Annotated in this window: 20 protein-coding genes and 1 tRNA gene; 8 read left to right on the plus strand and 13 right to left on the minus strand. The window is 50.2% G+C overall.

Annotated elements, in window-relative coordinates; all coding sequences use genetic code 11:
* Positions 1 to 37: 37 nt before the first annotated feature.
* On the minus strand, positions 38 to 235 hold the full coding sequence (locus J5441_04140) for a hypothetical protein (protein MBO4934344.1): 198 nt from the start codon (positions 233 to 235) through the stop codon (positions 38 to 40).
* A 13-nt stretch (positions 236 to 248) separates the two neighbouring features.
* Complete coding sequence (locus J5441_04145) at positions 249 to 1,418, minus strand: cation transporter (protein MBO4934345.1); 1,170 nt, start codon at positions 1,416 to 1,418, stop codon at positions 249 to 251.
* Positions 1,419 to 1,556: 138 nt separating this feature from the next.
* On the opposite strand from J5441_04145, the gene J5441_04150 reads away from it, so the two are divergent.
* The 3 genes from J5441_04150 to J5441_04160 all read left to right on the plus strand — a co-directional run bounded on the left by J5441_04150 (position 1,557) and on the right by J5441_04160 (position 4,826).
* A complete protein-coding gene (locus J5441_04150; protein ID MBO4934346.1) occupies positions 1,557 to 2,579 on the plus strand; it encodes a galactose mutarotase in 1,023 nt (340 codons plus the stop codon).
* Between the two features lie 67 nt (positions 2,580 to 2,646).
* Positions 2,647 to 2,723 (plus strand) — tRNA-Pro (locus tag J5441_04155).
* A gap of 165 nt (positions 2,724 to 2,888) precedes the next feature.
* Positions 2,889 to 4,826, plus strand: a complete 1,938-nt coding sequence (locus tag J5441_04160; protein ID MBO4934347.1) for an AAA family ATPase — start codon at positions 2,889 to 2,891, stop codon at positions 4,824 to 4,826.
* 37 nt (positions 4,827 to 4,863) lie between these two features.
* On the opposite strand, the gene J5441_04165 is transcribed toward J5441_04160, so the two are convergent.
* The 3 genes from J5441_04165 to J5441_04175 form a co-directional block, all read right to left on the minus strand.
* Positions 4,864 to 5,439, minus strand: coding sequence for a dipicolinate synthase subunit B (locus tag J5441_04165; protein MBO4934348.1), 576 nt, complete (start codon positions 5,437 to 5,439; stop codon positions 4,864 to 4,866).
* Between the two features lie 33 nt (positions 5,440 to 5,472).
* Complete coding sequence (locus J5441_04170) at positions 5,473 to 6,012, minus strand: hypothetical protein (GenBank protein ID MBO4934349.1); 540 nt, start codon at positions 6,010 to 6,012, stop codon at positions 5,473 to 5,475.
* Positions 6,013 to 6,296: 284 nt separating this feature from the next.
* A complete protein-coding gene (locus tag J5441_04175) occupies positions 6,297 to 7,442 on the minus strand; it encodes a hypothetical protein (protein ID MBO4934350.1) in 1,146 nt (381 codons plus the stop codon).
* Between the two features lie 143 nt (positions 7,443 to 7,585).
* On the opposite strand from J5441_04175, the gene murC reads away from it, so the two are divergent.
* The 5 genes from murC (at position 7,586) to J5441_04200 (ending at position 15,082) form a co-directional block, all read left to right on the plus strand.
* Positions 7,586 to 8,947, plus strand: coding sequence for a UDP-N-acetylmuramate--L-alanine ligase (gene murC, locus J5441_04180; protein ID MBO4934351.1), 1,362 nt, complete (start codon positions 7,586 to 7,588; stop codon positions 8,945 to 8,947).
* Positions 8,948 to 8,962: 15 nt separating this feature from the next.
* Positions 8,963 to 9,727 (plus strand): type III pantothenate kinase, encoded by a 765-nt coding sequence (locus tag J5441_04185; protein MBO4934352.1) that lies wholly within the window; start codon positions 8,963 to 8,965, stop codon positions 9,725 to 9,727.
* Between the two features lie 61 nt (positions 9,728 to 9,788).
* Positions 9,789 to 11,450 carry a polysaccharide biosynthesis protein gene (locus J5441_04190; protein ID MBO4934353.1) on the plus strand — a complete coding sequence of 554 codons (1,662 nt, stop codon included), beginning with the start codon at positions 9,789 to 9,791 and terminating at the stop codon, positions 11,448 to 11,450.
* Between the two features lie 40 nt (positions 11,451 to 11,490).
* The gene (locus tag J5441_04195) at positions 11,491 to 13,788 is read left to right on the plus strand and encodes a 4Fe-4S binding protein (protein ID MBO4934354.1); all 2,298 of its coding nucleotides are present in this window, start codon (positions 11,491 to 11,493) and stop codon (positions 13,786 to 13,788) included.
* A 1-nt stretch (position 13,789) separates the two neighbouring features.
* Positions 13,790 to 15,082, plus strand: a complete 1,293-nt coding sequence (locus J5441_04200) for a family 10 glycosylhydrolase (GenBank protein ID MBO4934355.1) — start codon at positions 13,790 to 13,792, stop codon at positions 15,080 to 15,082.
* 335 nt (positions 15,083 to 15,417) lie between these two features.
* Here J5441_04200 and J5441_04205 read toward each other — a convergent pair whose 3' ends face one another.
* The 8 genes from J5441_04205 to hemZ all read right to left on the minus strand — a co-directional run bounded on the left by J5441_04205 (position 15,418) and on the right by hemZ (position 26,848).
* The gene (locus tag J5441_04205) at positions 15,418 to 17,259 is read right to left on the minus strand and encodes an ABC transporter ATP-binding protein (GenBank protein MBO4934356.1); all 1,842 of its coding nucleotides are present in this window, start codon (positions 17,257 to 17,259) and stop codon (positions 15,418 to 15,420) included.
* The gene (locus J5441_04210; protein MBO4934357.1) at positions 17,256 to 19,064 is read right to left on the minus strand and encodes an ABC transporter ATP-binding protein; all 1,809 of its coding nucleotides are present in this window, start codon (positions 19,062 to 19,064) and stop codon (positions 17,256 to 17,258) included. Before J5441_04210 ends, J5441_04205 begins: the two co-directional genes overlap by 4 nt.
* 111 nt (positions 19,065 to 19,175) lie before the next feature.
* Complete coding sequence (gene spoIVA, locus J5441_04215; GenBank protein ID MBO4934358.1) at positions 19,176 to 20,654, minus strand: stage IV sporulation protein A; 1,479 nt, start codon at positions 20,652 to 20,654, stop codon at positions 19,176 to 19,178.
* Positions 20,655 to 20,668: 14 nt separating this feature from the next.
* The gene (locus tag J5441_04220) at positions 20,669 to 22,270 is read right to left on the minus strand and encodes a DUF3794 domain-containing protein (protein MBO4934359.1); all 1,602 of its coding nucleotides are present in this window, start codon (positions 22,268 to 22,270) and stop codon (positions 20,669 to 20,671) included.
* Between the two features lie 44 nt (positions 22,271 to 22,314).
* Complete coding sequence (gene tgt / locus J5441_04225) at positions 22,315 to 23,451, minus strand: tRNA guanosine(34) transglycosylase Tgt (GenBank protein ID MBO4934360.1); 1,137 nt, start codon at positions 23,449 to 23,451, stop codon at positions 22,315 to 22,317.
* 8 nt (positions 23,452 to 23,459) lie between these two features.
* Entirely contained in the window at positions 23,460 to 24,488 is a 1,029-nt protein-coding gene (gene queA / locus J5441_04230) for a tRNA preQ1(34) S-adenosylmethionine ribosyltransferase-isomerase QueA (GenBank protein ID MBO4934361.1), read from the minus strand.
* Positions 24,481 to 25,413 carry a hypothetical protein gene (locus J5441_04235; GenBank protein ID MBO4934362.1) on the minus strand — a complete coding sequence of 311 codons (933 nt, stop codon included), beginning with the start codon at positions 25,411 to 25,413 and terminating at the stop codon, positions 24,481 to 24,483. The genes queA and J5441_04235 overlap by 8 nt, the downstream gene beginning before the upstream one ends.
* Positions 25,406 to 26,848 (minus strand): coproporphyrinogen dehydrogenase HemZ, encoded by a 1,443-nt coding sequence (gene hemZ, locus J5441_04240; GenBank protein ID MBO4934363.1) that lies wholly within the window; start codon positions 26,846 to 26,848, stop codon positions 25,406 to 25,408. The genes J5441_04235 and hemZ overlap by 8 nt, the downstream gene beginning before the upstream one ends.
* Positions 26,849 to 26,861 lie beyond the last annotated feature (13 nt).

A 26,861-nucleotide genomic window follows, 5' to 3' on the forward strand; every position in this document is an offset into this window, starting at 1 on the left:
AACGCCCGAAGGATTATCCTTCGGGCGTTGTGTTTTATTATCGGTCCGATATCCCCTTATACAGCTCGTTCATCGGAGGCGTGCGCAGCTCGCCGGACTTTATATGCGGATCGCTTGATTCATCGCCGAATGCGGCATAACGTTCGAAATACTCGACCGCTGTTTCGATCTCCGTACGCCGTGCGAGCGCTGAAAAATGCTCAGCTATTAATTCGGCTTTCTCTTTGTTATCCATCCTGTTTGTAACCTCACACGTATGCTCTGTCGAAATCAACAACGGCGAAGTAGTTTTCGTCGAGCGTTTTTATTAATACATTGATTTCGCGTTCCAGTTCGCCGTCGCCGACCTTGATGTCAAACGGTACGACAACGTCAAAGATAAGATTGGTATGCGTCGGGCCTACGACCATACGGAAATCGTGGATGCTCAATCGCCCGTCAATATGTTCCTTCAGCAATGCATCGACCTTGTCACGCGTTTCCGCAACAGCTTCATCGCCGGTAACGACGGGATCCATATGGATTACCGCGTGACAGCCGAGTTTTTCAGCAAGCTCGCGTTCGATATTGTCGATATGATCGTGCGTTTCGAGCATATCAGCTGCGGCCGACACTTCCGCGTGAAGGGAAACGATCAGCCTTCCGGGGCCGTAGTCATGAACTATAAGATCGTGTACTCCGAGCACCGCGGGATTTGATGAGACTATTTTATTAATATCGTCAACGAGTTTTTTGTCCGGTTTTTGCCCTAAAAGAGGACTTATCGTATCCTTTGCGGCGCCGAAGCCGGAGTAGAGAATGAACAGCGCGACTATGCAGCCGCCCCAGGCGTCGGCGTTGAAGTCCGTGAAGCGCGATAGGATCGTACTGATCAGGACGACGGTAGTCGTTACAGCGTCGCTGATGCTGTCTTTTGCGGTAGCCTTGATAGCGGGGGAGTCGATCAGCTTGGCGATGTGCAATCCGTCGAGGAACATGCCGAATTTTACGGCGATTGAAACCGCAAGAATAACTATTATGATAGCACTGAAGTCTATCTCACCCGGATTGAACAGCTTTTGTACTGAAGTGATGCCGAGCTCGAATCCCATCAGCAGTATCGCCATCGCGACTATGAGTCCGGATATGTACTCAATCCTGCCGTGACCGAACGGGTGTGTAGGATCCGGCTTCTTGCCGGCGAGCTTGAATCCGATCAGGGTTACCGCTGAAGAGCCGCTGTCCGCTATGTTATTCAGCGCGTCTGCCGTTATAGCGATAGATCCGCTTATCAATCCGGCTGCGAGTTTGAAGCCGAAAAGGATTATATTGAGAAATATCCCGACCGCGCCGAAAAGCATACCGTATGCTCCTCTGACCTTCGGGGAAGTAACGTTTTCTCTGTCTTGTATGAATAATCTGGAAAGCAATGCAGTCATACTTTCGCCTCCGTAAAAGCGATTATACCACGTTTTCGGCTTAACATCAAGAATAATCGCCGCAAGTATCAAAAAACACTTGAAACGCGCGCGGTTTTAAGGTAACATATCATTATAATACGATTATGGAGATGCGATATGATAATAGAAAGAGATTTCGGAATACTTAGCGACGGAAGGAACGTAACAGCGATAACGCTCGACAACGGAATTCTGAACGTAACGCTTCTCGATTACGGCGCGCGCGTTCAGTCGATCGTTGTCGGCGGCGTCGACGTAGTGCTCGGTTATGACGACGCCGCGGGATATGAAAAGTGCACCGCGTATCAGGGGGCGACCGTTGGCCGTTTCGCCAACCGCATAAATGCCGGCAGATTCACTCTGAATGGCGTTGAATACGACGTCGGCAGAAACTCCGGAAAGGTGCATCTGCACGGCGGCGAGGTCGGATTCGACAGAGCGATATGGAGTTATGAAGTGACGGACGGCGCTGAGCCGACGGTTGTTTTTACCCACGTTTCGCCGGACGGGGATATGGGATACCCCGGCGAGCTGCGCGTTTCGGTCGCTTTCTCGCTTTCCGACGGCGAACTGCGCATTGAATACTCAGCCGTTTCTGATAAAGACACCGTCATTAGTCTGACGAATCACAGCTATTTCAATCTCGACGGCGAAGGCGACGCGCTCGGTCAGTATCTGAAAATCAACGCTTCCGAAATAACGCCTTTGAACGATCTGTGCGTACCGGACGGCAGCTTTATGAACGTTGAAGGTACACCGTTTGATTTCAGAGAATTCAAGAGGATCGGAGACGGAATAGACGCGGACGATCCGCAAATCCGAATCGGCGCGGGCTTCGACCACAACTTCGTTATCGACGGGGAGGGCATGCGCGCTGCCGCGTGCGCCTTTTCCGAAAAGAGCGGCATATGCATGGAGTGCCGTACGGATCGACCCGGAATGCAGCTTTACACGTCGAATTTCCTCGGCGAGAGCGAGGGAACAGGGAAGAACGGAGCGCCGTATTTCCGCCGTCAGGCGTTCTGCCTTGAAACGCAGGGATTTCCGGACGCGCCGAATAAACCGCAGTTCCCGTCCGCCGTGTTAAAGAGCGGCGAGGAGTGGAAATCCGAAACCGTCTACGCTTTTTCGAAAAAATAGAAAAATCACTTGACTTTTTGCTTCAAATTTGTCATAATATCAACTGTTGCGTCGCGCAACAGTCGATCGGGGTGTAGCTCAGTTTGGTAGAGCGCTTGGTTCGGGACCAAGAGGCCGTGGGTTCAAGTCCCGTCACTCCGACCACACAAAGAGACCGCCCATTCGGGCGGTCTCTTTGTGTATAAAAACTCCGCAGGGAATAAAAGCGTGCCGCAATCCGTATTTTCTTTGTCTGCAAAAACACCTTGTATTATCACGCAAAAGATGATAGAATTATAATACAGTTATCGAATCCGAAAGGGGAACGGTATGAGTAAGTATATTGTCCGCGCTTCCTTGACTTATTCGTTTGCTTTAGACTGCATAATGAAAGGGCAAAAACAGCTCGACCTCTATTATTCGGCGCTGCAGGAAAAGATGACCGTTGAACGACTTCTTCTTCGCTATACTTTCTCGGTTTTGCGCGTTGAAGCAGAATCCCGAAAAGAATGCCTCGAAGCGCTTTCGTACGTCTGGAAGGAGCAATGCCCCGAAAACGCCGGCGATATGAGCTTTTTGATAACTCCGGATACCGGAGACGACGCCGCCGACCTTATGGCGGCGATCTATAAAGGATACTACGGCGTTCTCCCTTATCAGCAGATGACGACCGAACTGACCGCGCAGATAGCGATTCTTCGCGAGAAAGGCGCGCTTGAAGCCCTTCGCAGGCAGAACTATCTTTTTGCGATCGATTCCGGATGCGGTTTTACGACTCTGCTCTCTTCTTTCGGCGATTATCTTAACCGCATGAGCGTTTATGACGATCCGGATAAGAAGCGCGCAAATTACGCCGAATACCGTATCGGCGGAGGAACGGAAAACGGAACATGCACCGCGTACGACACGGCGAACGACCTTAAGAAAATATTAAAAGATAACATCTATAACGTTATAGGTGTGGATATTAGCTACTTTCTCGGCGATGACAAACTCGACGAGCTGAGGGATTTCATTAAAAAGCTGCACGAGCTGCAGAATGAATTCGTGTTCGTATTCCGCATCCCGTTTTTGGAGAAGAAGGCGCTGGATAACGTAGCGGCAATACTTTCCGACGTCGCTTCGTTCAGAGTCGTTCAGATACCTCCGCTTCATGACGCGGTGCTTATGGAATGCTTTTACGACGTCATTACAAAGTACGGATACACGATCGACGACTCGCTTGCCGAAACTTTTTTCGACAGAGTAAGAGAGGAGAAACGCGACGGACACTTTTACGGTTTCAAGACCGTTGAAAAGATAGCGCAGGAAGCTGTCCTTCAAAAGGCCGCGCACGATTCGCTGAATGAAGCGAACGGAGAAACCGCCGACGGCTCGACTATTTCTCCCGACGACGTTTACGGCTTTGCCGCCGTCAAAAAGACGGATAAGAGCGGCTATGAACAGCTTTCCGAGCTGATCGGCATGGAGAAGATTACCGAGCGAGTTAAAGAAATCGTTTCGCAGGTGAAGCTTGCTGCCGCAGACGAGCGCCTTGACAGGCCTTGTATACATATGCGCTTCCTCGGCGCGCCCGGAACGGGAAAGACAACCGTCGCCCGCATTATAGGTCAGATATTCCGTGAGGAAGGTCTGCTGAGAAAAGGCGCGTTTATGGAGTATACGGCGCGCTCGCTCTGCGCCGAATACGTCGGCCAGACCGCAGCGAGAACGGCGGCCGTATGCCGTGATTCCTACGGCTCCGTGCTATTTATAGACGAGGCGTACGCGCTGTATCAGGACGACACTCATACCAACGATTACGGCAAGGAGGCCCTGACGACGCTGATCTCCGAAATGGAGAACCACAGAGACGATATGCTCGTTATAATGGCGGGTTATACCGACGATATGGAAACGCTGATGAAGGGCAACGCCGGTCTTCGCAGCCGTATGCCTTATGCGATTACTTTTGAGAATTACACGCGTGAGCAGTTGTTTGAAATATTTATGCTTATGGTTCGGAAGCATTTCGATTTCACGCCGGAATTCGAAAACGGCGCACACGAGTATTTCCGCTCGCTTTCGGACGAACTGCTTTCATCGCGCGAATTCGCGAACGCCCGCTTCGTTCGCAATCTCTACGAACGAACGTGGTCGAAGGCCGCTCTCCGCGCATCTCACGCTGGAGCGAACAAGATAACGCTTTCACGCGACGACTTTATCGCGGCAAGCTCAGAGAAAGAGTTCAGCGAGAAGCTCGAACAGAAAAAACGGATTGGCTTCTGATAATGAAACCGGGCCGCGAAAGCGGTCCGGTTTTGCGTTATGATTGAATAATCGGCTGAAGCTGTTTGCCTTCCAGCGCGGCCAGGGAAGCGGGGAGCAGCAGACTCATATCCGCGACGAGCGAGTTTTCCTTGTTTTCGGGATCGTCCTGCTTGAACGGAACAAAATAGACGTTCTTTGTGTTAAGCAATGCGCCGATATTCTTGGCCGACGCGGAAAGCGCGTCGTTTGTCGAAACAGCAATCAGCAGCGGACGCTTGTTTCGCAGATGCGCCTTTGCCGCCATTGTGACAGCTGTGTCGGTTATTCCGCCGGCCAGTTTTCCGAGCGTATTGCCGGTGCAGGGAGCGATTATCAACAAGTCGAGCAGTTTTTTGGGTCCGATAGGCTCCGCTTGAGCGACGGTGTGTATGATATCTTTCTCCGTTGCTTCTCTCAGTATTTCCCTGAACTCTTCTGCTTTTCCGAAGCGCGTGTCTGTATCAAATGCAGTTTCAGACATAATCGGAGTTATATCAAATCCGGATTCGTTCAGCCGCGGCAGTTGTAAGAGCGTTTTTCGCAGCATGCAAAAGGAACCGCAGAGCGCGAATCCGACGCGTATCTTTTCCATATAGGATTTCCTTTCGGTATACGTTTGTTATTATTATATTCGCGCCTCCTCCATAATCGTGCATACGGTGTCGGCAATAAGTTTTCCTGCGGATACGGGCAGCACCTTGCCCGGAAGACCCGAAGCGAGTATTACTTTGGTTCCGGTTCCCCATATGTCGCGGCTTTCGATGCCGAACGGCGCGGATGCGAGTTCAACGTAGTAATCCGTTTTTGTCCGGTCGATAATATCACGTGTATAGACGTTTGCGGGAACAGTATTGAAAACAACGTCGTATTCGCCGCGGATCGCAGCTGTTTCCATAGGCTTGCAGCCGTATGCGCGAATAAGCTCTATATCCTGAAGCTTTCTTGCGGAAGCGGTTACGTCGGCGCCGTGCGCTTTCAGCAGCGCGGAGAGCGCTTTGCCTATCCTGCCGAAACCCGAAACGAGAGCTTTTGCGCCTCTCAGAGAAGTTGCGGACGCGCCGACGTATACCATTATCGCCGCCTCGGCTGTCAGCGCGGAGTTTTCATATGCATAACAGTCAGTTTTACAATAATCGATAACAATCCCGCCCTGAGAAGTTATCATCGATTTTGAATCCTCGTCGACCGCTCCGGCGAAAACCGTTGCTCCGTTCTTTGCGAAACTGACATCTGAAAGTTTTCGAAACGGGGCGGGCGGGGCAAACAAATAATAACGCACGCCGCTCGGGATTGCATTGTCGGAGAACTGAACGGCTTTTATTCCTTTAACTCGCAAGTGTTCAGTGGAGTAGTACAAGCGCGCGTCGCTTCCTACTACCGCAATTTCAATAACTCGATCCATAATAATACCTCCTCACCTCATTCTATGAAAAAGGGAGGAGGTTGGCGTTATTCGGTAATAATCTTCATAAGCGAATCGCGTGTGTTCATATCCGGTGATTTTATCACTTCGTTAAGCATGCGTTCGAGATTTGCGCCGATTTCTTTTTCCGGTACTCCGGCTTTTATCAGGTCCGTACCGTTAAGCGCGAGGTCCGAAACGCGGTACGGCTCTCCGTTTTCAATCACACGGCGGCATATGTTGGAATACTCGGCGCTCTTTCCGTAAATCTTATTTGCGATTTCGGCCGCAGTAACGAAAACTTCCGACGAGAAACGTCTCATTGCGAGTTTAACGCCCGTATCCGTCGGCGAAGGAAGCGAGTCGAGCGCTTCAAAAACGCCGCGGACGAATCGTTTTAAGCGCGTTGTGAGTTTTAATATTCCCGCGGAATCCCTCCCGCACATATTTATAAACGCAGACATCCGTGTCGGGAGGTCGCTATTCAGTTTCTTAATCATATTGAGCATCGGCGAGGAATTGAGATTTAAGAAGCTCAGGGCTCCGCAATCAAGCAGAGGAGCTATTTGTTCCGGAGCGGGAGAAATCACAGTTTTGAACAGTTCGTCACGAATTCTTTCAACGCTGATGCTTCTGAGCTTATGCGAGCTCACGAGGGCCGCTGAAAGAGTTTCCCGCTCTATCTTGAAGCCGAGCTGCGCGGAAAACCTGAATGTGCGCATTATCCGAAGTGCGTCTTCGTCAAAGCGCTGCGCGGGATTCCCGACGCATCGTATGATACGCGCGTCTATATCGTCTTTGCCGCCGAGCGGATCGATTATGCGTTCGCCGTCGAAGCACACCGAATTCATTGTGAAGTCACGGCGCTTCAAATCTTCTAACAGATCCGAAGCAAAGGTTACGCTGTCCGGCCTTCTTGAGTCCGAATACCTTCCTTCGCTCCTGAAAGGCGTAACTTCGGCCTTGCCGCCGTTGTATAATACGGTGACCGTGAAGAACCTCCCGCCCGTGAGAACGGAATGCGGAAATAACTCTTGTATAATCTGGGGCGGCGCGGACGTAGTAACGTCAACGTCGGCCGCCTCCGTTCCCAGCAACGCATCACGAACACAGCCGCCTACGGCATAAGCTTCGTAGCCGGCGTTCTTTATGATAGCGATTATTTCTGCGGCGTACTCTGGAATAGGGAACATATCTATCACCAAAGGGATTATATCATATTTCTGCGTAAAATTGAAGAAAAATGAAATTAGGGGTTTAATTATTTGAAGAAATGTAATATAATATAAAAAATGCTAATCAGTGGCAGAATGCCGATTCGATAGGAAGTAATCAAATGGATAATAATCACAACGTACTTGAAGGCGTATCCTCTATTCACTTTACCGGTATCGGCGGGATAGGCATGAGCGCCCTTGCTGAAATACTCGAACGCCGCGGATATAAGATCAGCGGTTCGGATATCAACACGTCTCCGATAACCGAACGGCTTGAATCCCTCGGCGTTACGGTCGAAAAGGGCAACTGCGCCGAGTTTGTCGACGGCTGCGATCTTCTCGTTTACACCGCCGCGGTAAAAGCGGATAATCCCGAGCTGCTCGCGGCTAAACAAAAAGGTGTTCGGACCGTCGAACGCGCTGAGCTTCTCGGCAGCGTCCAGCGTGAATTTCCCGAATCTGTCGCCGTCGCGGGTACTCACGGAAAAACTACCGTTACGTCTATGATCTCCCTCATTCTTTTAGAAGCGGGATTTGATCCTTGTGTTTGCGCGGGAGGTGTCATACCGGCGCTCGGCAGCAACGCACGCGCATCAAACGGAGATTGGTTCGTTTGCGAAGCATGCGAGTACGTCGATTCGTTCCTGAATCTAACTCCTAAGTATTCGGTGATCACTAACGTCGAACACGATCACACGGACTATTTTCCGACTATTGAGGACGTCATTCGCTCATTTACTTCGTTTATTTCTCAAACGACCGGGACTGTTATAATCAACGGCGCTGACGCTAACGCGATGAAAGCTCTTCAAGCGGCGGGCAGGGAAGCGGTTACGTTCGGATTGCACGAAGGCGACTACCATGCGGAAAACATCACGTTTGACGCGGGACACCCCTCCTTCGACGTCATCGAAAGAGGAGAGAATATCGGCAGAGTCAAGCTTTCAGTGCCGGGAATATTTAACGTTGAAAACGCGCTCGCCTCAATTGCGCTCTCGCGTTCCGTCGGTGTGAATATGCGCTCGATAGTGAGCGGCCTTTACGACTTCACAGGCGCGGACAGACGTTTCCATCTTGTCGGAACATGCAACGGAGCGGATGTATACGACGACTACGCTCACCATCCGCATGAAATGTCCGTTACGCTCAAAGCTGCTAAACTGTTTGGCAAGAAGCGCGTTATATGCGTTTTTCAGCCTCACACATTCTCAAGGACCGAAGCGTTCAAAGAGGAGATGGCTCAGGCGCTTTCTATCGCGGACGTCGTGCTGCTCGCCCCGATATATCCTGCACGCGAAACCAATACTACCGGCATTTCGTCCGACGACGTGGCGGATCTTATACCAGGTGCTTTTTCCTCCGGAAGCTTTGGGGAAATTGCCGATTATCTGCGCTCTGAAGCCGGACCCGACGATATGATTATAATAATGGGCGCGGGAGACATCAATGCCGTTTCCAAAATGATTATCAACCAGAATTAAGGAAGTGAGTTGACAATGTTCCTTGCTATCGACATTGGTAATACCAACACGGTTCTCGGCGTTTTTAACGGTGACGAACTTATTTCTTCATCGCGTGTTTTCACTCGTAAGGACGCCCTTGCCGATGAGTATTCCGTTTTGTTTCTGAATCTGTTCAATATTGACGGAATAGATCCCGAGGCAATAGACGGATGCGTAATTTCAAGCGTTGTTCCGAAACTGACAAACAGAATCAGCGAAGCTGTTGAAAAGATTACTTCCTGCAAACCCGTCATCGTTGCCGCCGGGCTTAAAACAGGCATAAATATTATGATAGATAACCCCGCTCAGCTCGGAAGCGATATGGTGGCCAATGCTGCCGGCGCGGCGTCGCGATACACTCTGCCCGTTATTATCATAGATCTCGGCACGGCGATGACTTTTTCGGTAGTTGATGAAACCCGTACGTTTCTCGGCGGTGTTATTACCGCAGGAGTACGTACCGCGCTTGACGGATTGACCGACAGGACTTCTCAGTTGCCGGATATCAATATTGAAGCTCCCGCGGCCGTGATAGGCAAGAACACTATCGATTCTATGAAGTCCGGTGTTGTGTTCGGCGCTTCTTCGCTTATTGACGGAATGATCGAACGTATTTCTGAGGAAAAAGGGCGGAGTTTCACCGTCGTCGCTACAGGCGGAATGAGCAGTTATATTATTCCTCACTGTAAAAACAAAATCGCCGTAGATCCCGATTTGATGCTGTACGGACTGCTCGAAATATACAAGCGCAATTCATAATCAGTCGCTGAAAACAGGTATTATGATCAAAGAACAATCAACTGCAAAAGGATTCACTTTCATGTCAACGGCAAATCTGATTTGCCGTTGTTTGAGCATACTCTATATTCCAATTCTTACAGGATTCCTCGGCGACGTAGGTAACGGCATTTACAGCGCCGGATACACCGTTTATACGCTTTTGTTCGAGATAACGTATATGGGTATCCCGGTTGCGATTTCGCGTATGGTCGCAAAATTCAACGCGGAGAAGCGTTATTACGATTCATTGCGTACTTTTAAGTATGCCGCCGGACTTTTGGTTCTTGTCGGGCTAATCTGCGGCGGGGCGATGGCGATTTTCTGCCGTCCGATAGCGGATAAGATTCTTGATACCAAGGACGCGTGGATGACGATACTGCTGCTTTCGCCGGCGATACTGTTCAGCTCCTTCTCGGGCGCTATCCGCGGCTTCTTCCAGGGGCAGAAGAATATGACCTACACGAGCGTTTCGCAGATAATCGAGCAGGTCATAAACGCGGTGACGACTCCTTTGCTTGCCTACTTATTCATCGAATACGCAAAAGGGCAGGGGATGGACGCCGGAATGCAGCTCGTTTACGGCGCCGGCGGCGGTGCGCTCGGAACGTTCCTTGGCGCGCTGGGCAGTTCTCTTTATCTTCTCTTCATACTCGGCAGGCATTATAAGCCGATAAAAGCTGAGGCGAACAGGGATTATATCGAAAACAAGACTCTTGCCAGAGAAAGCAATATGAGACTTGTGAGAATAATAATCACCACGGCGGTTCCGATAGTTCTCGGCGCCGCGATGGTGTACCTTGCGAATCTTATAGACGTCAGCTTTATCAAGCGCCGCTTGGTTGCCGCGGGATTCGGCGACGAAACGCTGAGAAATACGATTTACGGGATTTTCTCGACTCAGTATCACAAAACGACGAATATAGTTCTGGGCATCGTGGCAACGCTGCCCGCAACGATACTGCCGGGCATTTCACAGGTCGTCGCAAAGAACAGCAAGCCGCTGCTCGAACGAAAAATGAAGAACTCAGTCAGGGCGTCGTTTCTTATATCAATGCCTGCGTGCGCCGGACTAGCGATACTCGCGAATCCGATTATATACCTGCTTTTCCCGCGCAATAGATTCAGCCCGGAGGGCGTAGTCGATCCGCATTTGTTGATTATTTCCGGCGTATGGTCGATAATCATAGTAAGCGTCGTTCAGGTGCTGACCGCGATACTGCAGGGTAACGGCGACTTCAAAACGGCGCCGATCAATATGACTATCGGACTTGCGGTCAAGCTCGCGCTAAACTACGTGCTGATTTCCACACGGCTCAACATTATGGGCGCGATAGTCAGCACTTACGTTTGCTACACGCTCGTGCTCGTTCTCGACTATATCGCCGTCGTTCGCAGAACAGGAATAAAACTGAATCTCGCGAAGCTTGCGTTCAACCCGTTTGCCGCGGCCGCGGCTATGTCGGCGGTCGTCTTCGGAATTATGTTCGGCGGAAGATATCTTCTCGAAAGATACGGATACTACGGCTACGCGACCAACGCGGTTATCACAGTTATATGCGTAATTGCCGGCGGGTTGACCTATTTCGTTTTCGCTTTGAAGTTCAAGGCTATAGACAAAGGAGACCTTTCGACCGTGCCGATCATCGGAGGCTTCTTGAAAAAACCGTTTATGATGAAGTTTGTAAACAAGCTTGTGAAATAGTATTGTCGCTTGCTTAAAAGTCAGGGAACAGGTGAAAGTAATGAAAAAACAAAAATCAATGAAGGTGTTTACTGTTCTTCGTTACGTATCACTCGGGGCGATACTCGGGTATATGGTCGCGGAGGCTGTCATACACGGGTTTATCAATCGTTATGCGGAGGTGCCGGCCTTTCACGCTCTGTGCCCGTTTGAGGCGTTCGGTACTTTTCTCAATTCGCTCACGGGGCTTGAGTTTTTCTCCAATCCGTTTGCGTCCGCAAGCGTCTTTTTCCTGTTTCTAATTCTGCTTGCGATACTGCTGAATCGCGTTTTCTGCGGTTTTTTGTGCGCTTTCGGAGCGCTGCAGGAATTCGTCGGCAACCTCGGCGCAAAGGTGCTGAAAAAGCGCCCCGTGATACCTCAGAAAGTCGACAAGGCGCTGCGAGCGCTGAAATACGTTTTCCTTGTTCTTTCCGTATTGCTTGCATACTTTACCGGGTTTGAGTTCTTTAAGAGCTTTCTCGGCCTTGCGCAGGGTTCGGACGCGTTTTCGTACGTCGATCCCTGGATCGCGTTCAAGAGCCTGCTTTCGAATAATCTTATAGTGAGCGGATATATCGCGAGCCTTGTTGTGCTCGTTATTTCACTTGTGGGATCGTTTTTCTTCCAGAGATTCTACTGCAAGTATGCCTGCCCGTTAGGCGCGCTGTACGCCGTTTTCGGCAGTCTCAGCGGTCTGCACATTTTCCGCAACGTCAAGCCTGAATGCGCCGATTGCGCGCTTGAAACCGGTTCTGACGAGCTGACTGAAGAGCTCGGCGCTCCGGTCGACGGCGAAGAGGCGGAGGCTCTCGAAGAAGCCGAAGATTATGAAGCGGGAGAAGCGGAAAGAGTCGCGGATGAAGATACAGACGACAGTAATGAGAATCCCGACGCTTTCGATTACGATATTGATGATGACACCGACGATTCCGATGAATGCGGCGTATATGACGATTACGACGGCGAATCCGCACCCAAGTGCGACGATTGCGACGAGCGAGGCGACTGTTACTGCATCAACTGCGGCAAATGCTCCGAAGCTTGTCCTATGGGAATCGACGTTGCGTCCGCCGTGGGAAATATCGATTACGCCGAATGTATATCATGTCAGCGCTGCGTAGCAGCGTGCCCTAAGAAGGGCGCTCTTCAGACGAAGTATTTCAAGGCGAAATCGCATCCTATTATCATATTGCTTATAACCTTTGCGGTTTTCTTCGGCGGCGTGTTTGCGTTTAATTTTATAAAAATCGATCGCGGCGGTCCCGCGAAAGAGCCTGTATACGACTCTGTCAGACTTGCTCCTGAAGCGCCTTCGGACGGCAGTTTTTCCGTGAAGCAGCTTATGGACGCTTCAGGCAAGACGTTTGACGAGATCAAAACCGAGTATCAGCTTAACGATTCCGTTACCGAGGAATCTACCTATTCCGAGTTCAGCAACGGTATGACGCTCGCGTATTTTAAAGAAAAAAGCGTCGACGAATACAATGAGATAATCCGCTTCTTCGGTTTGTCTTCCGACGTTCCGCTCGGAGAATCCATCGGTGAAATACTTGACGCGGCGCCTATCAGCGTAAGCGCGGAATACCTCGGCTTCGATCCGGAAAAGATCGGCGATTTTGCCGCTTATTTCGGAGCTTCTCCGGAGGATAAGTTTGGTACGATCAGCGCGCGGTATTTTGAGATATACGACGAGTACTACAAGTATATGAACGCAAACGCCGACGAATGGAACGCGTATATTGCGCAGTACGGAAGCTGGTACGAATGTTCTTACGGAGCAAAGGGACAGCCGGTCAGTAACTATTACGAGCAAATCACCGAATGTATATATGAAAAAGATCTCGCTCAGTATCTTGCCGCCGGCAGATTCACGGTACAGTGGATGCTTCAGCAGGACGGAACTACGTTATCCGAGTTTAAAGAGACGTATCATCTTGACGACAGCGTAACTCTGAGATCATCATACTCCGAATTCTATAACGCGATAAAGCTCTCGTTCTATAAAGAATCCTTCGCGAAAGACGCCGAAGAAACTGGCGTTGACAAATTCCCCGATATGATTGCGGTTTACGGGTATACACCCGAGACCGTCGACCTCGAAATGACGCTCGGAAAGCTGCTCGACAGCGGAACCGTTGAGCAGGCAGCGAGATTCATGGGGTGCGAAACCGACGTTGAAGTCGCGAACTTCGCGGAACAGTATGAGGCAGCGTCTGCGGACGCTCCGTTTGCCGATATCCACGCGAATTATAACAAGGCGATGGACGATTACTATAATATGCTTTATCAGTATTACAGCGGAGAAGCCTACTATTGATATGAAGCGAAACGGCGTACTTGTTCTTGTTATAGCGTTGTTCTGCGTCGCGGCGGCGCTTATTCCGTATGTATTTACTTCAAAATCCGTTAAAGAGGCGTTTAACAGCGCCTCTTTTTCCATACCGGAAGGGGAGACCGAACGGGCAGGGGAAAAAGGGGAGACCTTCGCGGTATGGATCGCGTCGGTCTATAATCTTAATTATCCCACCAAACAGAATATGACGTCAGATGAGCTTGCGTCGGAGGCTGCGGAAATATGCGAAAAATGCGTTTCGTTGGGACTTAATACGGTATATTTGCAGGTTCGTCCGAGTGCGGATTCGCTTTATAAATCCGAAATATTCCCGTGGTCTGGCGTTTTGACAGGCATTCAGGGAAATGATCCCGGATGCGATCCGCTGGAACTGTTCATAAATGAAGCGAAGAAAAAGGATATTCGAGTGCACGCGTGGATAAATCCTTATCGCGTTACCGTCGGATCGCTCAAATATCCGAAAACAGACCTTGATTCGCTCGCCGAAAATCACCCTGCGCGAAAACATCCGGAATGGGTCGTACGGTACGGAGGCGCGTTGTATTTTAACCCCGGGATTCCGGCGGTAAGGCAGCTGATAATCGACGGCGCGGTCGAAATAGCGGAGAAATACGATATCGCGGGCGTTCATATGGACGATTATTTTTATCCGTATCCGATAGAACACGACGGCAAAACACTCGAATTTGACGATTCTGCGCAGTATGAGCGGTACGGCGACGGGAAAACGCTCGAAAACTGGCGCAGAGACTGTGTAAACGAGCTTGTGAAAGGATTGTATACCTCTCTGAAGATTGTCAACCAAAGGCTCGAATTCGGGATTTCGCCATTCGGGATCTGGGCCAACGACGACGGCTTCAACGGCGGATCCGCTACCGAGGCCTCCACTGAAGGATATTATGATTTATTCGCGGACGCGACCGCATGGATCGACGGCGGATATATCGATTATATCTGTCCGCAGATTTACTGGAGTTTTGAAAGCGAAAAAACTCCGTTCAAAAACGTGTATGAATGGTGGTCTGAAACCGTTAAAGGAACCAGCGTCAAATTGATACCGGGAATAGCCGCGTACAGACTGTATGAGACCGAGACTCCGGGATGGGACCGAATAACGCAGGTCTCAGAGCAGCTACGGTACGTTCGGGAGAAAGCAAACGCCTCAGGAACAGCGTTTTACGGATACGAGCAATTAGCCGCGGAAAGCGACGCCGTAAGAATGTGCGCGGCTGAAATAAAAGCGTGGAAAAACGAATAAAGATTCCAAATAATAACTTGAGTAATATAATGTTAAAATCAGACGATTAATTCATTAGATAATTCATTTAAGAAAACAAAAATATGATTCCATAGAATTAAAAACAATATAAATAATAAGAACTTGAATAATCGAGAGCGTGAAGGCGCGAAAACGCGCAATCAAGCGCTCGAAGCCTTAAAAACCGCTGAAAACCTACATCGTATTATACAAAATATTCATTTTGTATAATTGCTAATGTTTTTCAAGAGGCGGTTAAAACCTCTTCCCTCCGTATTTTCGTATAAAAAAACCGACCCGTTTATCCGGATCGGTTTTTCTTATTATTGATATTATCAGTTCAGATTGCTTCTCAATATCTGTTCGGCGGCTTCTTTATCAAACTGTTGCGCGTAAAGATTGTGATAATACCCGTTTTGCGCAAACAGTTCTTTGTGAGTGCCTCTTTCGATAATTTTGCCGTCTTTTACTACGAGGATGATATCCGCCCGTCTTATCGTAGAAAGTCTGTGAGCGATCAAAAACGACGTTCTGCCGACAAGGACTTTTTCGAGCGCGTTCTGTATTTTTTGTTCCGTAAGCGTATCGATCGAAGAAGTCGCTTCGTCAAGTATCAGAATGCGCGGATCGGCGATTATCGCTCTGGCGAAGGAAATGAGCTGTTTTTCGCCGGTCGAAAGGAGGTCTCCCCCCTCTCCGACGTCGCTGTCGTATCCGTTGTCCATGCGCTCGATTATTTCTTCCGCCTGAACGCTGCGTACGGCGGCTTTAATCGTTTCCATATCGGCGTCCGGATCGCCGTAGCGCAGGTTATCCAGCACGCTGCCGGAAAACAGATGCGGCGTCTGAAGCACGTAACCGATATTGCTGTGAAGCCAAAGTTGCGAACGCTCGCGGTAATCACGCCCGTCGATTAGCACCTGTCCGGACGTCGGCTCATAGAATCGGCATACCAGATTAACGATAGTGCTCTTTCCGGCGCCGGTTTCTCCTACGATAGCAACCGTTGTTCCCGCGGCGATTTTCAGATTGAAGTTTTCAAGGACGTATTCGTCGCCGTCCGGATACATAAACGAGACGTCTTTGAACTCGATATCGCCTTTCAGGGGTTCCCAGTTTTCGCGTTTGGGTTCGAAAGCGTCGCCGTATTTTTCAATAACTTCGGGAGAATCGACGATTTCGGGTTCAGTCTCAATGAGACGCGTCACGCGCTCGATATTGACCTGCATATTTATCATCGTGGCGATTATATGCGCGATGTTTTGAATCGGGTCGACGAGTCCGATCGCGTATGAGGCGAACGCGGAAAGCGTGCCGATTTCCATCAGCTGATCGATTGAAAGCTTGCCGCCGTACCACATAACTACCGCTATCGCGAACATGCAGAAAAACGTCGTAGTCGCGACGAAAAGACCTCTGAAACGCGCCGCCTTCGTCGAAATACGGTTCATCGCGCGCGTAGTTTCTGAAAAATCGTCGTACATCTTATCTTCTATAACGAGAGATTTAGTTGTCTTTGCGCCGGTAATTCCCTCGTTATATTTGCCGGTGATCTGCGAGTTTGTCTCTCTTACCTTTCGATTCGCGTAAACAAGTTTGCGCTGGAAGACCGCGGCGATAAAAGTCACGACCGGCACAACCGCAAGAATGATAAGCGAAAGCTTCCAGTTAAGCGAAAACATTACTATGAACGAACCGACGATGTAGATAACGGCCCAAACGCCGTCAACGAGATGCCATGACAGGGTTTCGCCTATTCTTGCGGTGTCGCTCATGACGCGGGAATGGAGATATCCGACGGAGTTGCGGTTGAAGTATGAAAACGGAAGCGTTTGGAGCTTGTCAAAGGCGTCGCGCTTCAAGTCGCGTCCGATCAGCATTTCAGCCTTGCAGGCCTTCCTGAGCATAACTACGGTAGTCATCGTTTGCAGTATTATTACGGCGAGATATACGAGTATGAACAGCCATATTCTGCTCAGCGTGTTATTCGCGATATAGTTGTTTATGGCGTAGCGCTGGAACAGCGGAAGGACTATATCCACCAACGACGTGATCCCCATAGCGACCGCAACGGTGATCAATAAGCTTTTATGCCGCAGTATGTATGGAAAAATCTTCTTTAACCCGAAGAGCGGGAGTTTCACGTCGTACGGGCTTTTTGTCTGCTCTTTGCTCATACGCTCCCCTCCTCCGTTATCGACGACTGAGCGTCATATATGCGCTTATAGATCCCATCCTCCGATACGAGCTCGGCGTGGGTGCCGAACTGAACCGCCTCGCCCTTTTCGAGAACGAGTATTTTATCCGCTTCCATTAAAGACACTATGCGGTGAGAAATAAGTATGACCGTTTTATTCTCCGTCTTGTCGCGGAGCGCCTCGCGGATTTTTTTGTCTGTTTCCGTGTCCACGGCTGAAAGCGAGTCGTCAAAGACGATGATAGGCGTATCGAGCATAATAGTCCGCGCTATTGCCACGCGCTGCTTCTGCCCGCCTGAAAGGGTGACTCCCCTCTCGCCTACTATCGTATCGTATCGCTGTGTCATTTCGCTGACGTCGCCGGCGATGCTAGCTATCGAAGCGGCGTGCTCGATGCGCTCTTCAGAAGCGTCCGCGTCCGTCAAAGCAATGTTCTCGCCTATTGAACGCGAGAAAAGGAACGGCTCCTGAAGAACGAGTCCGACGTTTTTGCGCAGCCAAGACGCTTTGATATCGTTGATATCCACGCCGCCGATCGTGATCCGACCGCCGCCTTCCGGAAGCGGATAAAGTCTGTCGAGAAGCTGAATAAGCGTCGATTTGCCGGACCCGGTAGCGCCGAGTATGCCGAGCGTGGTTCCCGCTTTAATTTCAAAGCTGACGTTTTTAATGACCTGCTTTTCCGGGTTGTACGCGAAAGAGACGTTTTCAAATACTATATCGCCGTGCATATCGGGCTCGACGGCTCCCGGGCGGTCGGTTTCTTCTTCCGAATCCATAATATAACGCAATCTGCTTATGGAGACGCGCGCCTTGCTCATTTCCGAAATTATTCTTCCGAGACCTCTTACTGGCCATACGAGCATGCCGTTGTAGGAAATAAAAGCGATAAGCTCGCCGGTGGTTATCGTTCCGTTTACCGCAAAGACTGTCCCGACGCATACTATCGCCATAACCTGAAGGCAGCTCATAAGATCGCCGATTCCCCAGAACCAGCCGAGTATATTACCGAGCTGCACCCACAGTCCCGTGTATTTTTCGTTCTGCTTATTGAACTTGTCTTTTTCAAACTTTTCCCTGCCGAAGGCGCGGACGACGCGCACGCCGGTAAGGTTTTCCTGCGCCATGGCGGAAAGAACGCCTTCTTGCTCGTCGACTTCGGTAAACTTATTGCGGATCCTGTGACGGAAATAGTTTGTGTAAAACAAGACGATCGGCACGAAAGCCAAGGCTATGAGAGCGAGGGTCACATTCATGGAGAACATCATAAACAGAGAGAATATGATAAGGAACACGATGCGGAACATATTGACAAGCTGCTCGGATACAAAGTTACGGAACGTGTCAACGTCCGAAGTGCATCGCTGGATAATATCGCCGGTCTGATTCTTGTTGTGCCACGTGAAAGGCAGCTTCTGAATGTGCATAAACAGAGTATTGCGCATATTCTCTGCCAGCGTCTCGGATCCGCGGGCGTTCGCGACTCGCGTCAGATAGCGGAAAAACGCGTTCAGCAGCGCCGTTACGAGGATTACGAGCGCAATTACCCAGAGGTTTGCGCGCAAATAGTCGCGGCCGCCTAAAACAGAGGCTATATATCCCGTTACTGCGCCGGGTTGTCCGTCTCCGATAAGGGAGTCGACGGTGTACCTTATGACCTGCGGAAAAACTGCGTCGAGCACCGTAACCATTACGGAAGCGATCATTGTAAGCGCAAAAAAGCCAGCCGCACCTTTCATAAAGCGGCTGAGCATACTTTTACGTTTTTTATTTCTGTTTTCCATAAGACGCGATTCGCTTTCTCTTTATAAGCGTATTATAATATTATTAATACGATTTGTCAACACAAATAAAGGCGCGAAGCATCCGTGCCCGCGCCTTTATGAGTAATTGTCCTACAGTATAATGCATATAAGACCGTTGCAGCCGTCGTTGATGACCCGCTGGAGCGTTTCCTGAATCTTGAACCTTGCGTCGGCCGGCATCCGGTAAATCTTGTTATTCAGCCCTTCGTTCACCAGCTCGTGAAGCGACTTGCCGAATATATCGGAATCCCATATTTTTTCGGGGTCGGATTCGTATTCGGAAAGCAGATAGTTTACCAGTTCTTCGGACTGTTTCTCCGATCCGACGATCGGCGCGACCTCCGTACGAACGTTCGCCTTCATCATATGAATGGAAGGCGCGGACGCCTTCAGACGTATACCGTATTTCCCCCCCTGTTTAACGATTTCCGGAGGCTCGAGCTGCATATCCGATATTGCAGGCGTTACAATTCCGTAACCCGTGGATTCGACCTCGCGGAGTGCGTCCTCAAATTTACTGTATTCGGCTTTGAGGCGCGAAGTTTCCATAACAAGCCCGACAAGCGCGGATTCATCGGTTATTTCCACACCGCTGCTTTCGCTTATTACTCTGAAAATCAACTGCTCCTGCAGTTTAAGGTCGATAGTGCCGGAACCGGTACCGAGGTCAATGGAGATTACCTCAGCTTGCGAAATGTGTTCATTTCTTGCCAACGCTTCGACAGCGCCTGCTACTTCCCTCACCTTCCTTACCGCCAGCATATTTGACTTAATATCCGAATAGACGGACGTTCGAAGCCAATGATCCGAAGGAAGCGAGTTGACCCAGCGCGGTATTGAAACGGCGATCTCTTTTACCGGGAACTCAAGCAACACCTTTTCAATGATCTCCTTTATTTGATCATCCTGCAGCTCGAGAATATTCATCAGCAGAACGGGCACGCAGTACTTTCTTTCAAGCTGCTGCCTGAGAGAAACAGTATCCGGATCGTTTGGAAAGGCGGAGTTCAGAAGTATAATAAACGGCTTATCAAGCGCTTTTAATTCAGCTGCCACGCGTTCTTCCGCATCACGGTATTCTTCATAAGGCAGTTCTCCTATAGTGCCGTCCGTTGTAACCATTATGCCGATAGTCGAGTGATCGCTGATTACCTTTTTAGTGCCGATTTCCGCAGCCTCTTCAAAAGGTATCTGCTCATCAAACCAGGGAGTCGTTACCATTCTCGGGGAATCCTCTTCTGTGTATCCAAGCGCTCCCGGGACGATAAATCCGACGCAGTCAACCATACGTACGCGTGCGCTCGTATTCCCTGCAAAATTGACTTCGACCGCCTCATTTGGTATAAACTTCGGCTCGGTTGTCATTATTGTACGGCCGGCCGAGCTCTGCGGCAGCTCATCGGTGGCTCTTTCCGCTTTCACTTCATCAGTGATATTCGGAATAACAAGCTTTTCCATAAACTTTTTGATAAACGTCGATTTGCCTGTTCGCACCGGCCCGACGACGCCTATATAAACGTCTCCGGAAGTACGTCTGGCAATATCGGCGTATATATTGGTGTTTATCATTTTTACCGCTCCTTTCACAGCTTTAATGGAATGATAAGCATTTTCCCGATTGCTATCTCGTCGTTGTCAAGTCCGTTTTCTGCAAGGACCTCACTGAAAGAAGCTCCGTATTTCTTTGATATTTCCCAAACCGATTCGCCGCTCTCGGCATAGTACAAAGTAATCGGGTAACGAGAACATGAATCCTTTTCACCTGATACTGTGAATTCGGCGACAGCGCGGAGCTTTTTTTCAGAACAAACGGTTGCCTTGATTGCGACGTCGCAGCGGAGTTCAATAAGATTCTCGCCGGTAATTATATAGCCGACAGATCCGATCGCGGCGCTTGTTTCGCAGCGGAGCTGAGAATCGCAGTTAAACGGGAAAGAGAATTCAAACGGCAGTTCTGCTTTTTTTGAGCATATTCCGGTTTCGTCGGAATTATATATCACATCCGCATTTACGATCCCTTCAGCCTTAAGGCATCCGTCGTTAACTGAGACGCGCATAATTCTGTGTGAGGCGTAAACGCCGATTACCGATTCAATGCCGCTCTCAGTTTCAACTTCACACCTCACTGATTTTTCGTCCCTGTAGTAGTCAAAACACGTCAGATACTTTTCGTCTGCGTATTCTTCGTTCAGAGTGTGGCATGGCGAGAAAACGTCAGAAATGATATCGTATTCTCCGGTTTTATAAGCGTGGAGTATCACGTTGATAACTATCTCGCAGTCAATTATCCTGTTTTTGTTATCGGCGTTTTCTTCCGACTCGGCGTAAACACCGGCAATCTGCAGTTCTGCATCGCATATATAATCCGGGTCAAGGTTCGGGATGTCGATTATCTGACTTACGGGAAACTTGAACTCGGCGCCGACCGGCTTTCCGTCCGGAGTAACAAACACGGGCTTTATTATCAAATCGCCTTTGATAACGCATCTGCCTTTTGAAACGGACGTATCCTTCAGATATGCAGCGGCGTCCGTGTAAAGGAGCGCGGATACCTCCGGAAGCGTTTCGGGAAGCTCCAACTCTTCGGTAAAACGGATCTCGCGTTCCGCGCTCTCGGCGTTTAAGATTGCGGAAATACGTTCTTTGCGAACCTCTATGCCCTCGGAAACACTTTCGACGATTTGCAGAACAGCTTTTTTCACGGCGACTAACGACGTTACTATTTCAGCTTTAATCGCGATCTTTCTCGGTCCGGATGCCCTGACGGAGTTGATGCTTCCGACGGTTTCAGTTGAAATATCATAGTCCGCGTCAGGTTCGCTCACGGCAAACGTATGAGAAAACTCCTTATGCGTCACCGCGCAACCGATCCCGTTTTCAGCGGATTTGTAAAAAACGCGTATCTCCGCTTCTCCTTCAACGGTAATACGCCCCGCAAGTATATCTCTCGAAGACACACGCGGTATTATTTCACTTCTCAGTATTTTCTGAACGTCCGGCAGATAATCCGGCAGATAGACTTCCGTTTCAAGTCTGCACTCGTTTTTTTCTTCCAAAACCGGCTCTAAGATATCGATATCGCCGCTTTCGAACAACAGGCCCATAGCATAATCCTCCTTACAGCGTATTTGTGCCTTGTAAGAAAAATATATTGCCCGTAGGACGAAGCTATTACTTTTTTGCAAACAAAAATACCCGCGGAAATCCGCGGGTATCACACTGACAATATTCAGATTCTGACAGAAACCTTCGGAAGTGTCGCGGCCGCATATGATGAAAAACGGTCGTCTGCTATCGCCTCTCTGATTTCTTCCATAAGATGATTATAGAACCAAAGGTTATGAATTACCGCAAGGCGTTTTCCGAGCGCTTCGTCTGCCCTCAAAAGATGGCGGATATACGCCTTGGAATATCTGCGGCACGTCGGACATCCGCACCCGTCCTCTATCGGCGAAGCGTCGGTAACGTATTTGGCGTTATTGAGGTTGATTATGCCGTTATGCGTGAATAGATGACCGTGCCTCGCGTTTCTGGCGGGCATAACGCAATCGAAGAGATCGACGCCGCGCGCGACGCCTTCGATTATATTAGCCGGAGTGCCGACGCCCATAAGATAGCGGATTTTATCCTTCGGCATATACGGTTCGACTTGTTCGATGATATGATACATTTCATCGTTTGTCTCCCCTACCGCCAGTCCGCCTATCGCGTAGCCGTCGAGGTCCATTTCGGCGATCTGCTGCATATGAGATACGCGCAGATCGTCGAACGTGCAGCCTTGATTGATGCCGAACAAAAGCTGATGCTTGTTAATTGTGTCCGGAAGCGAATTCAGCCTCTCCATTTCGGCTTTGCAGCGCGCGAGCCAGCGCGCGGTGCGCTCGCAGGAAACGGCCGCGTAGTCATACTTCGCGGGGTTCTCGACGCATTCGTCAAACGCCATCGCTATAGTGGACGCAATATTTGACTGTATCCTCATGCTGTCCTCCGGACGCATGAATATCTTCCGTCCGTCGATATGTGAGGCGAACGCCACACCTTCTTCGCTTATCTTACGCAGGGGCGCGAGCGAAAACACCTGGAATCCGCCGCTGTCTGTGAGCACGGGGCGGTTCCAGTTAAAAAACTTGTGTATGCCGCCCAGCGCTTTTATCACCTCGTCGCCGGGACGCAGATGCAGATGATACGTGTTAGACAGCTCGACCTGACATCCTATCTCTTCGAGATCGGCAGTCGAAAGTCCGCCCTTTATCGCAGCGGCGGTGCCGACGTTCATAAACGCCGGCGTTTCCACCGTTCCGTGGACGGTTTCAAATCGGCCGAGGCGTGCGCTACCTTCGGTTTTCAACAGTGTAAAACTTGCCATTTAATACCTCAATACAAGAACATAGCGTCACCGAACGAAAAGAATCTGTATTTCTTTTCAACTGCTTCTTTATATGCGTTAAGTATAATCTCGCGACTCGAAAACGCGGAAACCAGCATTATAAGCGTGCTCTCCGGAAGGTGAAAATTGGTTATCAGCGCGTCGATACATTTGAACTCGTAGCCGGGATATATGAAGATGCTCGTCTCCCCGCTGTCTGCGCGTATTTCGCCGAACTTTGACGCGACGGTTTCGAGCGTTCGGCAGCTTGTCGTCCCGACGGAAACGACGCGGCCGCCGCGCTTTTTGGCGGCGTTGATTTTAACGGCGGCATCCTCAGGCAGCTCGTACCACTCGCTGTGCATAACGTGTTTCGTAAGGTCGTCTTCTTTTACGGGACGGAACGTGCCGAGGCCCACGTGAAGCGTCAGAAACGCCGTATCGACGCCTTTTGCGCGGATCCTGTCAAGCAGTTCGTCCGTGAAATGAAGCCCCGCGGTCGGAGCGGCGGCGGATCCGTCGAACCGCGCGTACACCGTCTGGTAGCGCGACGGATCGGAGGCGCGGCTCTTTATATACGGCGGCAGCGGCGCGGTACCGACACGGTCGAGTATTTCGTTGAAAATACCGTCGTAGTCAAACTTGACAAGGCGATTGCCGTCTTCTATAACGCCGACGACTTTTCCCGTAAGCCCGCCGCCGAAGAATATCGGTTCGTTCTCTTTTGCTTTTCGCGCCGGACGGAGCAGACATTCCCAGACGTCGTCTCCCCTGTCGCGGAGCAGCAGAGCTTCGAACTCCCGTCCGGCGGTGTTCTTTCCGAATATCCTCGCGGGAATCACTTTGGTATTATTCAGCACGAGACAATCTCCGGGGTTCAGAAGGTCGATTATATCGAAAAAATGCCTGTCGCCCGTTTCGCCGGTGCGTCGGTCTACCGTCATGAGCCGGGAATAATCGCGTTTTTCGGCGGGGGTTTGGGCGATCAGCTCCTCCGGCAAATCATAGTAGTAGTCGGAACGCTTCAAATCAGCCATATATTCCTCCGCCGATGAACTCTCTGAGGAGCGAATCGTACGGAACGAGATCGCGGTCGCCCTCGGGGCAAATATCGTAAAGTCTCGCAAGCGCCTCGATATCGGGATCGTGAGCGTATTTGCGATAAGCTTTATTTATCAGCTCCGTCATTTCGTTCTTGAACATAAACGCCTCATAAGGAAGAAGCGTATCAATAACGTAATCGGCGGTCGGCATATACGGAGCGATATGCTTGGCTTCTCCGGCGCAGACGCTTTCCCACATATCGACCGTGCGTTCGAGGTGCGATCCTCTGAATTTATGGTCGCGAACGATACGGCGGGCAAGGCGCATCGTGCTTCCGGAGATAGTTTCGTTGCCGAACGCTACGCTCGAAGCGGTGGAAACGTATACTCTGACGGTGTCAAATTCCTTTCCCATCTCGATAACGTCCTTGTTGAGCGCGTGTATCCCCTCGATGATTATAACGCCGTGTTCGCTGAGAGTTTCCTTATGCGACTTGTATGCCTTCCGGCCGCTTATAAAGTCGAAACGCGGAATATAGGCCTCTCCGCGCGTTATCAGCTCGTTTATCTTATCGAGCATAAGCAGTTCGTTGACGATCGTCGGCGATTCAAAGTCGAATCCCGCCGCGTAAGCGTTCATCTCATCCCTGTCAAAAAAGAAATCGTCTGTGGACATGGAGATACAATCCACACCGCCGGCGGTGAGGAATTTGTTGAGATTCTCGGCGGTCGTGCTTTTGCCGGAGCTCGACGGCCCCGAAATGAGCAGAACGTCGCGCCGCGGATCGCTGTTTATGATCCTTTGGGATATGTTTTTCAGCTGGGAGACGTAATTGTTCTCAGCTTCCGCGATACAGGCTTGCGGATCGCTGTTATACGCCGCTATCACTGATTTCAAGTCGATGATTTTATCAGACATCTTGTTTCCCTCCGCGTGATTTATAAAAGCTTTTTATGAACTTAAGATTGTCCTCTGTTTTTTCGGGTTTGTTAATATACTCGTACGGATACTTGTAATTGCATATGCGCTTTATGGTCTTTCCCCCGTCCGCGACGATCTTGGTTATACCGCCCGCGCCGACGGAAAAAACCGTGGCGGCGTCGCTCATCATAAGTATGTTGTACACGCTCTTTTTACCGGGAAGCGCATAGCCCTTGTTTTCGAGATTTGCGCCGGCCCGTTTCTGACGGTACATATAGTATTCGCGGTATCCGGCTTCGTGAATGATCGCTTCGGCCGCGGCGAAAGAATCCGCGGCGAGCGCGTCATCAATGCTGAGCGAGTTTTCGTAATATCCGGATGAGCGTTTGATGGCAAGCGTGTGCATCGTTATATCGTCGGCTCCGAGCGCGGTAAGGCGCCTGACGGTATCGGCGAAAAGCTCGGTCGTTGAATACGGAAGCCCTGCGATCACGTCGCAGTTGATGTTGTCGAACCCCGCATCTCTCGCCGCGGCAAAAGCCTCGTAAAACTGCGCTACGGTATGCCGGCGGCCGTTTTTTTCAAGCACTTCATCCGACAGTATCTGAGGGTTTATACATATACGCGTAACTCCGGCGCGCTTGAGAGCGGAGAACTTTTCCTGAGACGCCACGTCCGCCCTGCCGAATTCGTACGTAAACTCCGAGTACCCGCCGAAGTACGTGTTGACGGCGTCGCAAAGACGGTTTATCTGCTCGACCGTGAGAATACCCGGCGTTCCGCCGCCGACGTAGACGGCGCGGTTTTCAAGTCCCGCGTCGCGGACGAGCTCCGCCGTAGCGCTTATTTCCCGAAGCAGAAGATCGATATAAGGCTCAAGCAGCTTCCCCGCTCTTTCTATGGAATGGCTGACAAAAGAACAGTAACCGCATCTGCTCGGACAGAACGGAATCGATACGTAAAGATTGCAATGATTCTCGGTGTTTTCCGCGAGGATATCCTTCTGCTCCGCCGCGACGGCTACGCAGGAACGCGCTTTCTCGGGAAAGACTTTTAAGTCGTTAACGTAATGACCGTATGCGTCTTCCTCGGTTCCTCCGGCAAGCAGGATATCGGTCGCTATTTTTGCCGGACGTACTCCGCAGAGCACTCCGAAAGGCATATCCTTTCCGGTTAAACTGCGGCAGGCGTTATATACGCATACCCCGAGCCCGTGTTTACAATCCTTGATATAAGAGGGCGAATCGTTGTTAACAATAATCGCGGCGCTTTCTGTCTTACCATCGAAGTAAACCGACGCGGTCAGCCGCGTTTCGCCGCCCCCACGCGAGAGCTTCGTTTTGATTGTTGCGTCTGCGTTGTCTTTGAAAAATAATCTGGCGACGTTTTCGGCGTATTGTATATAGGTGTGTCCTATATGTTCAAACTTCATCTGTATTCTCCGA

The sequence above is a fragment of the Clostridia bacterium genome, from assembly GCA_017620395.1.
Taxonomy (GTDB): Bacteria; Bacillota; Clostridia; order Oscillospirales; family RGIG8002; genus RGIG8002.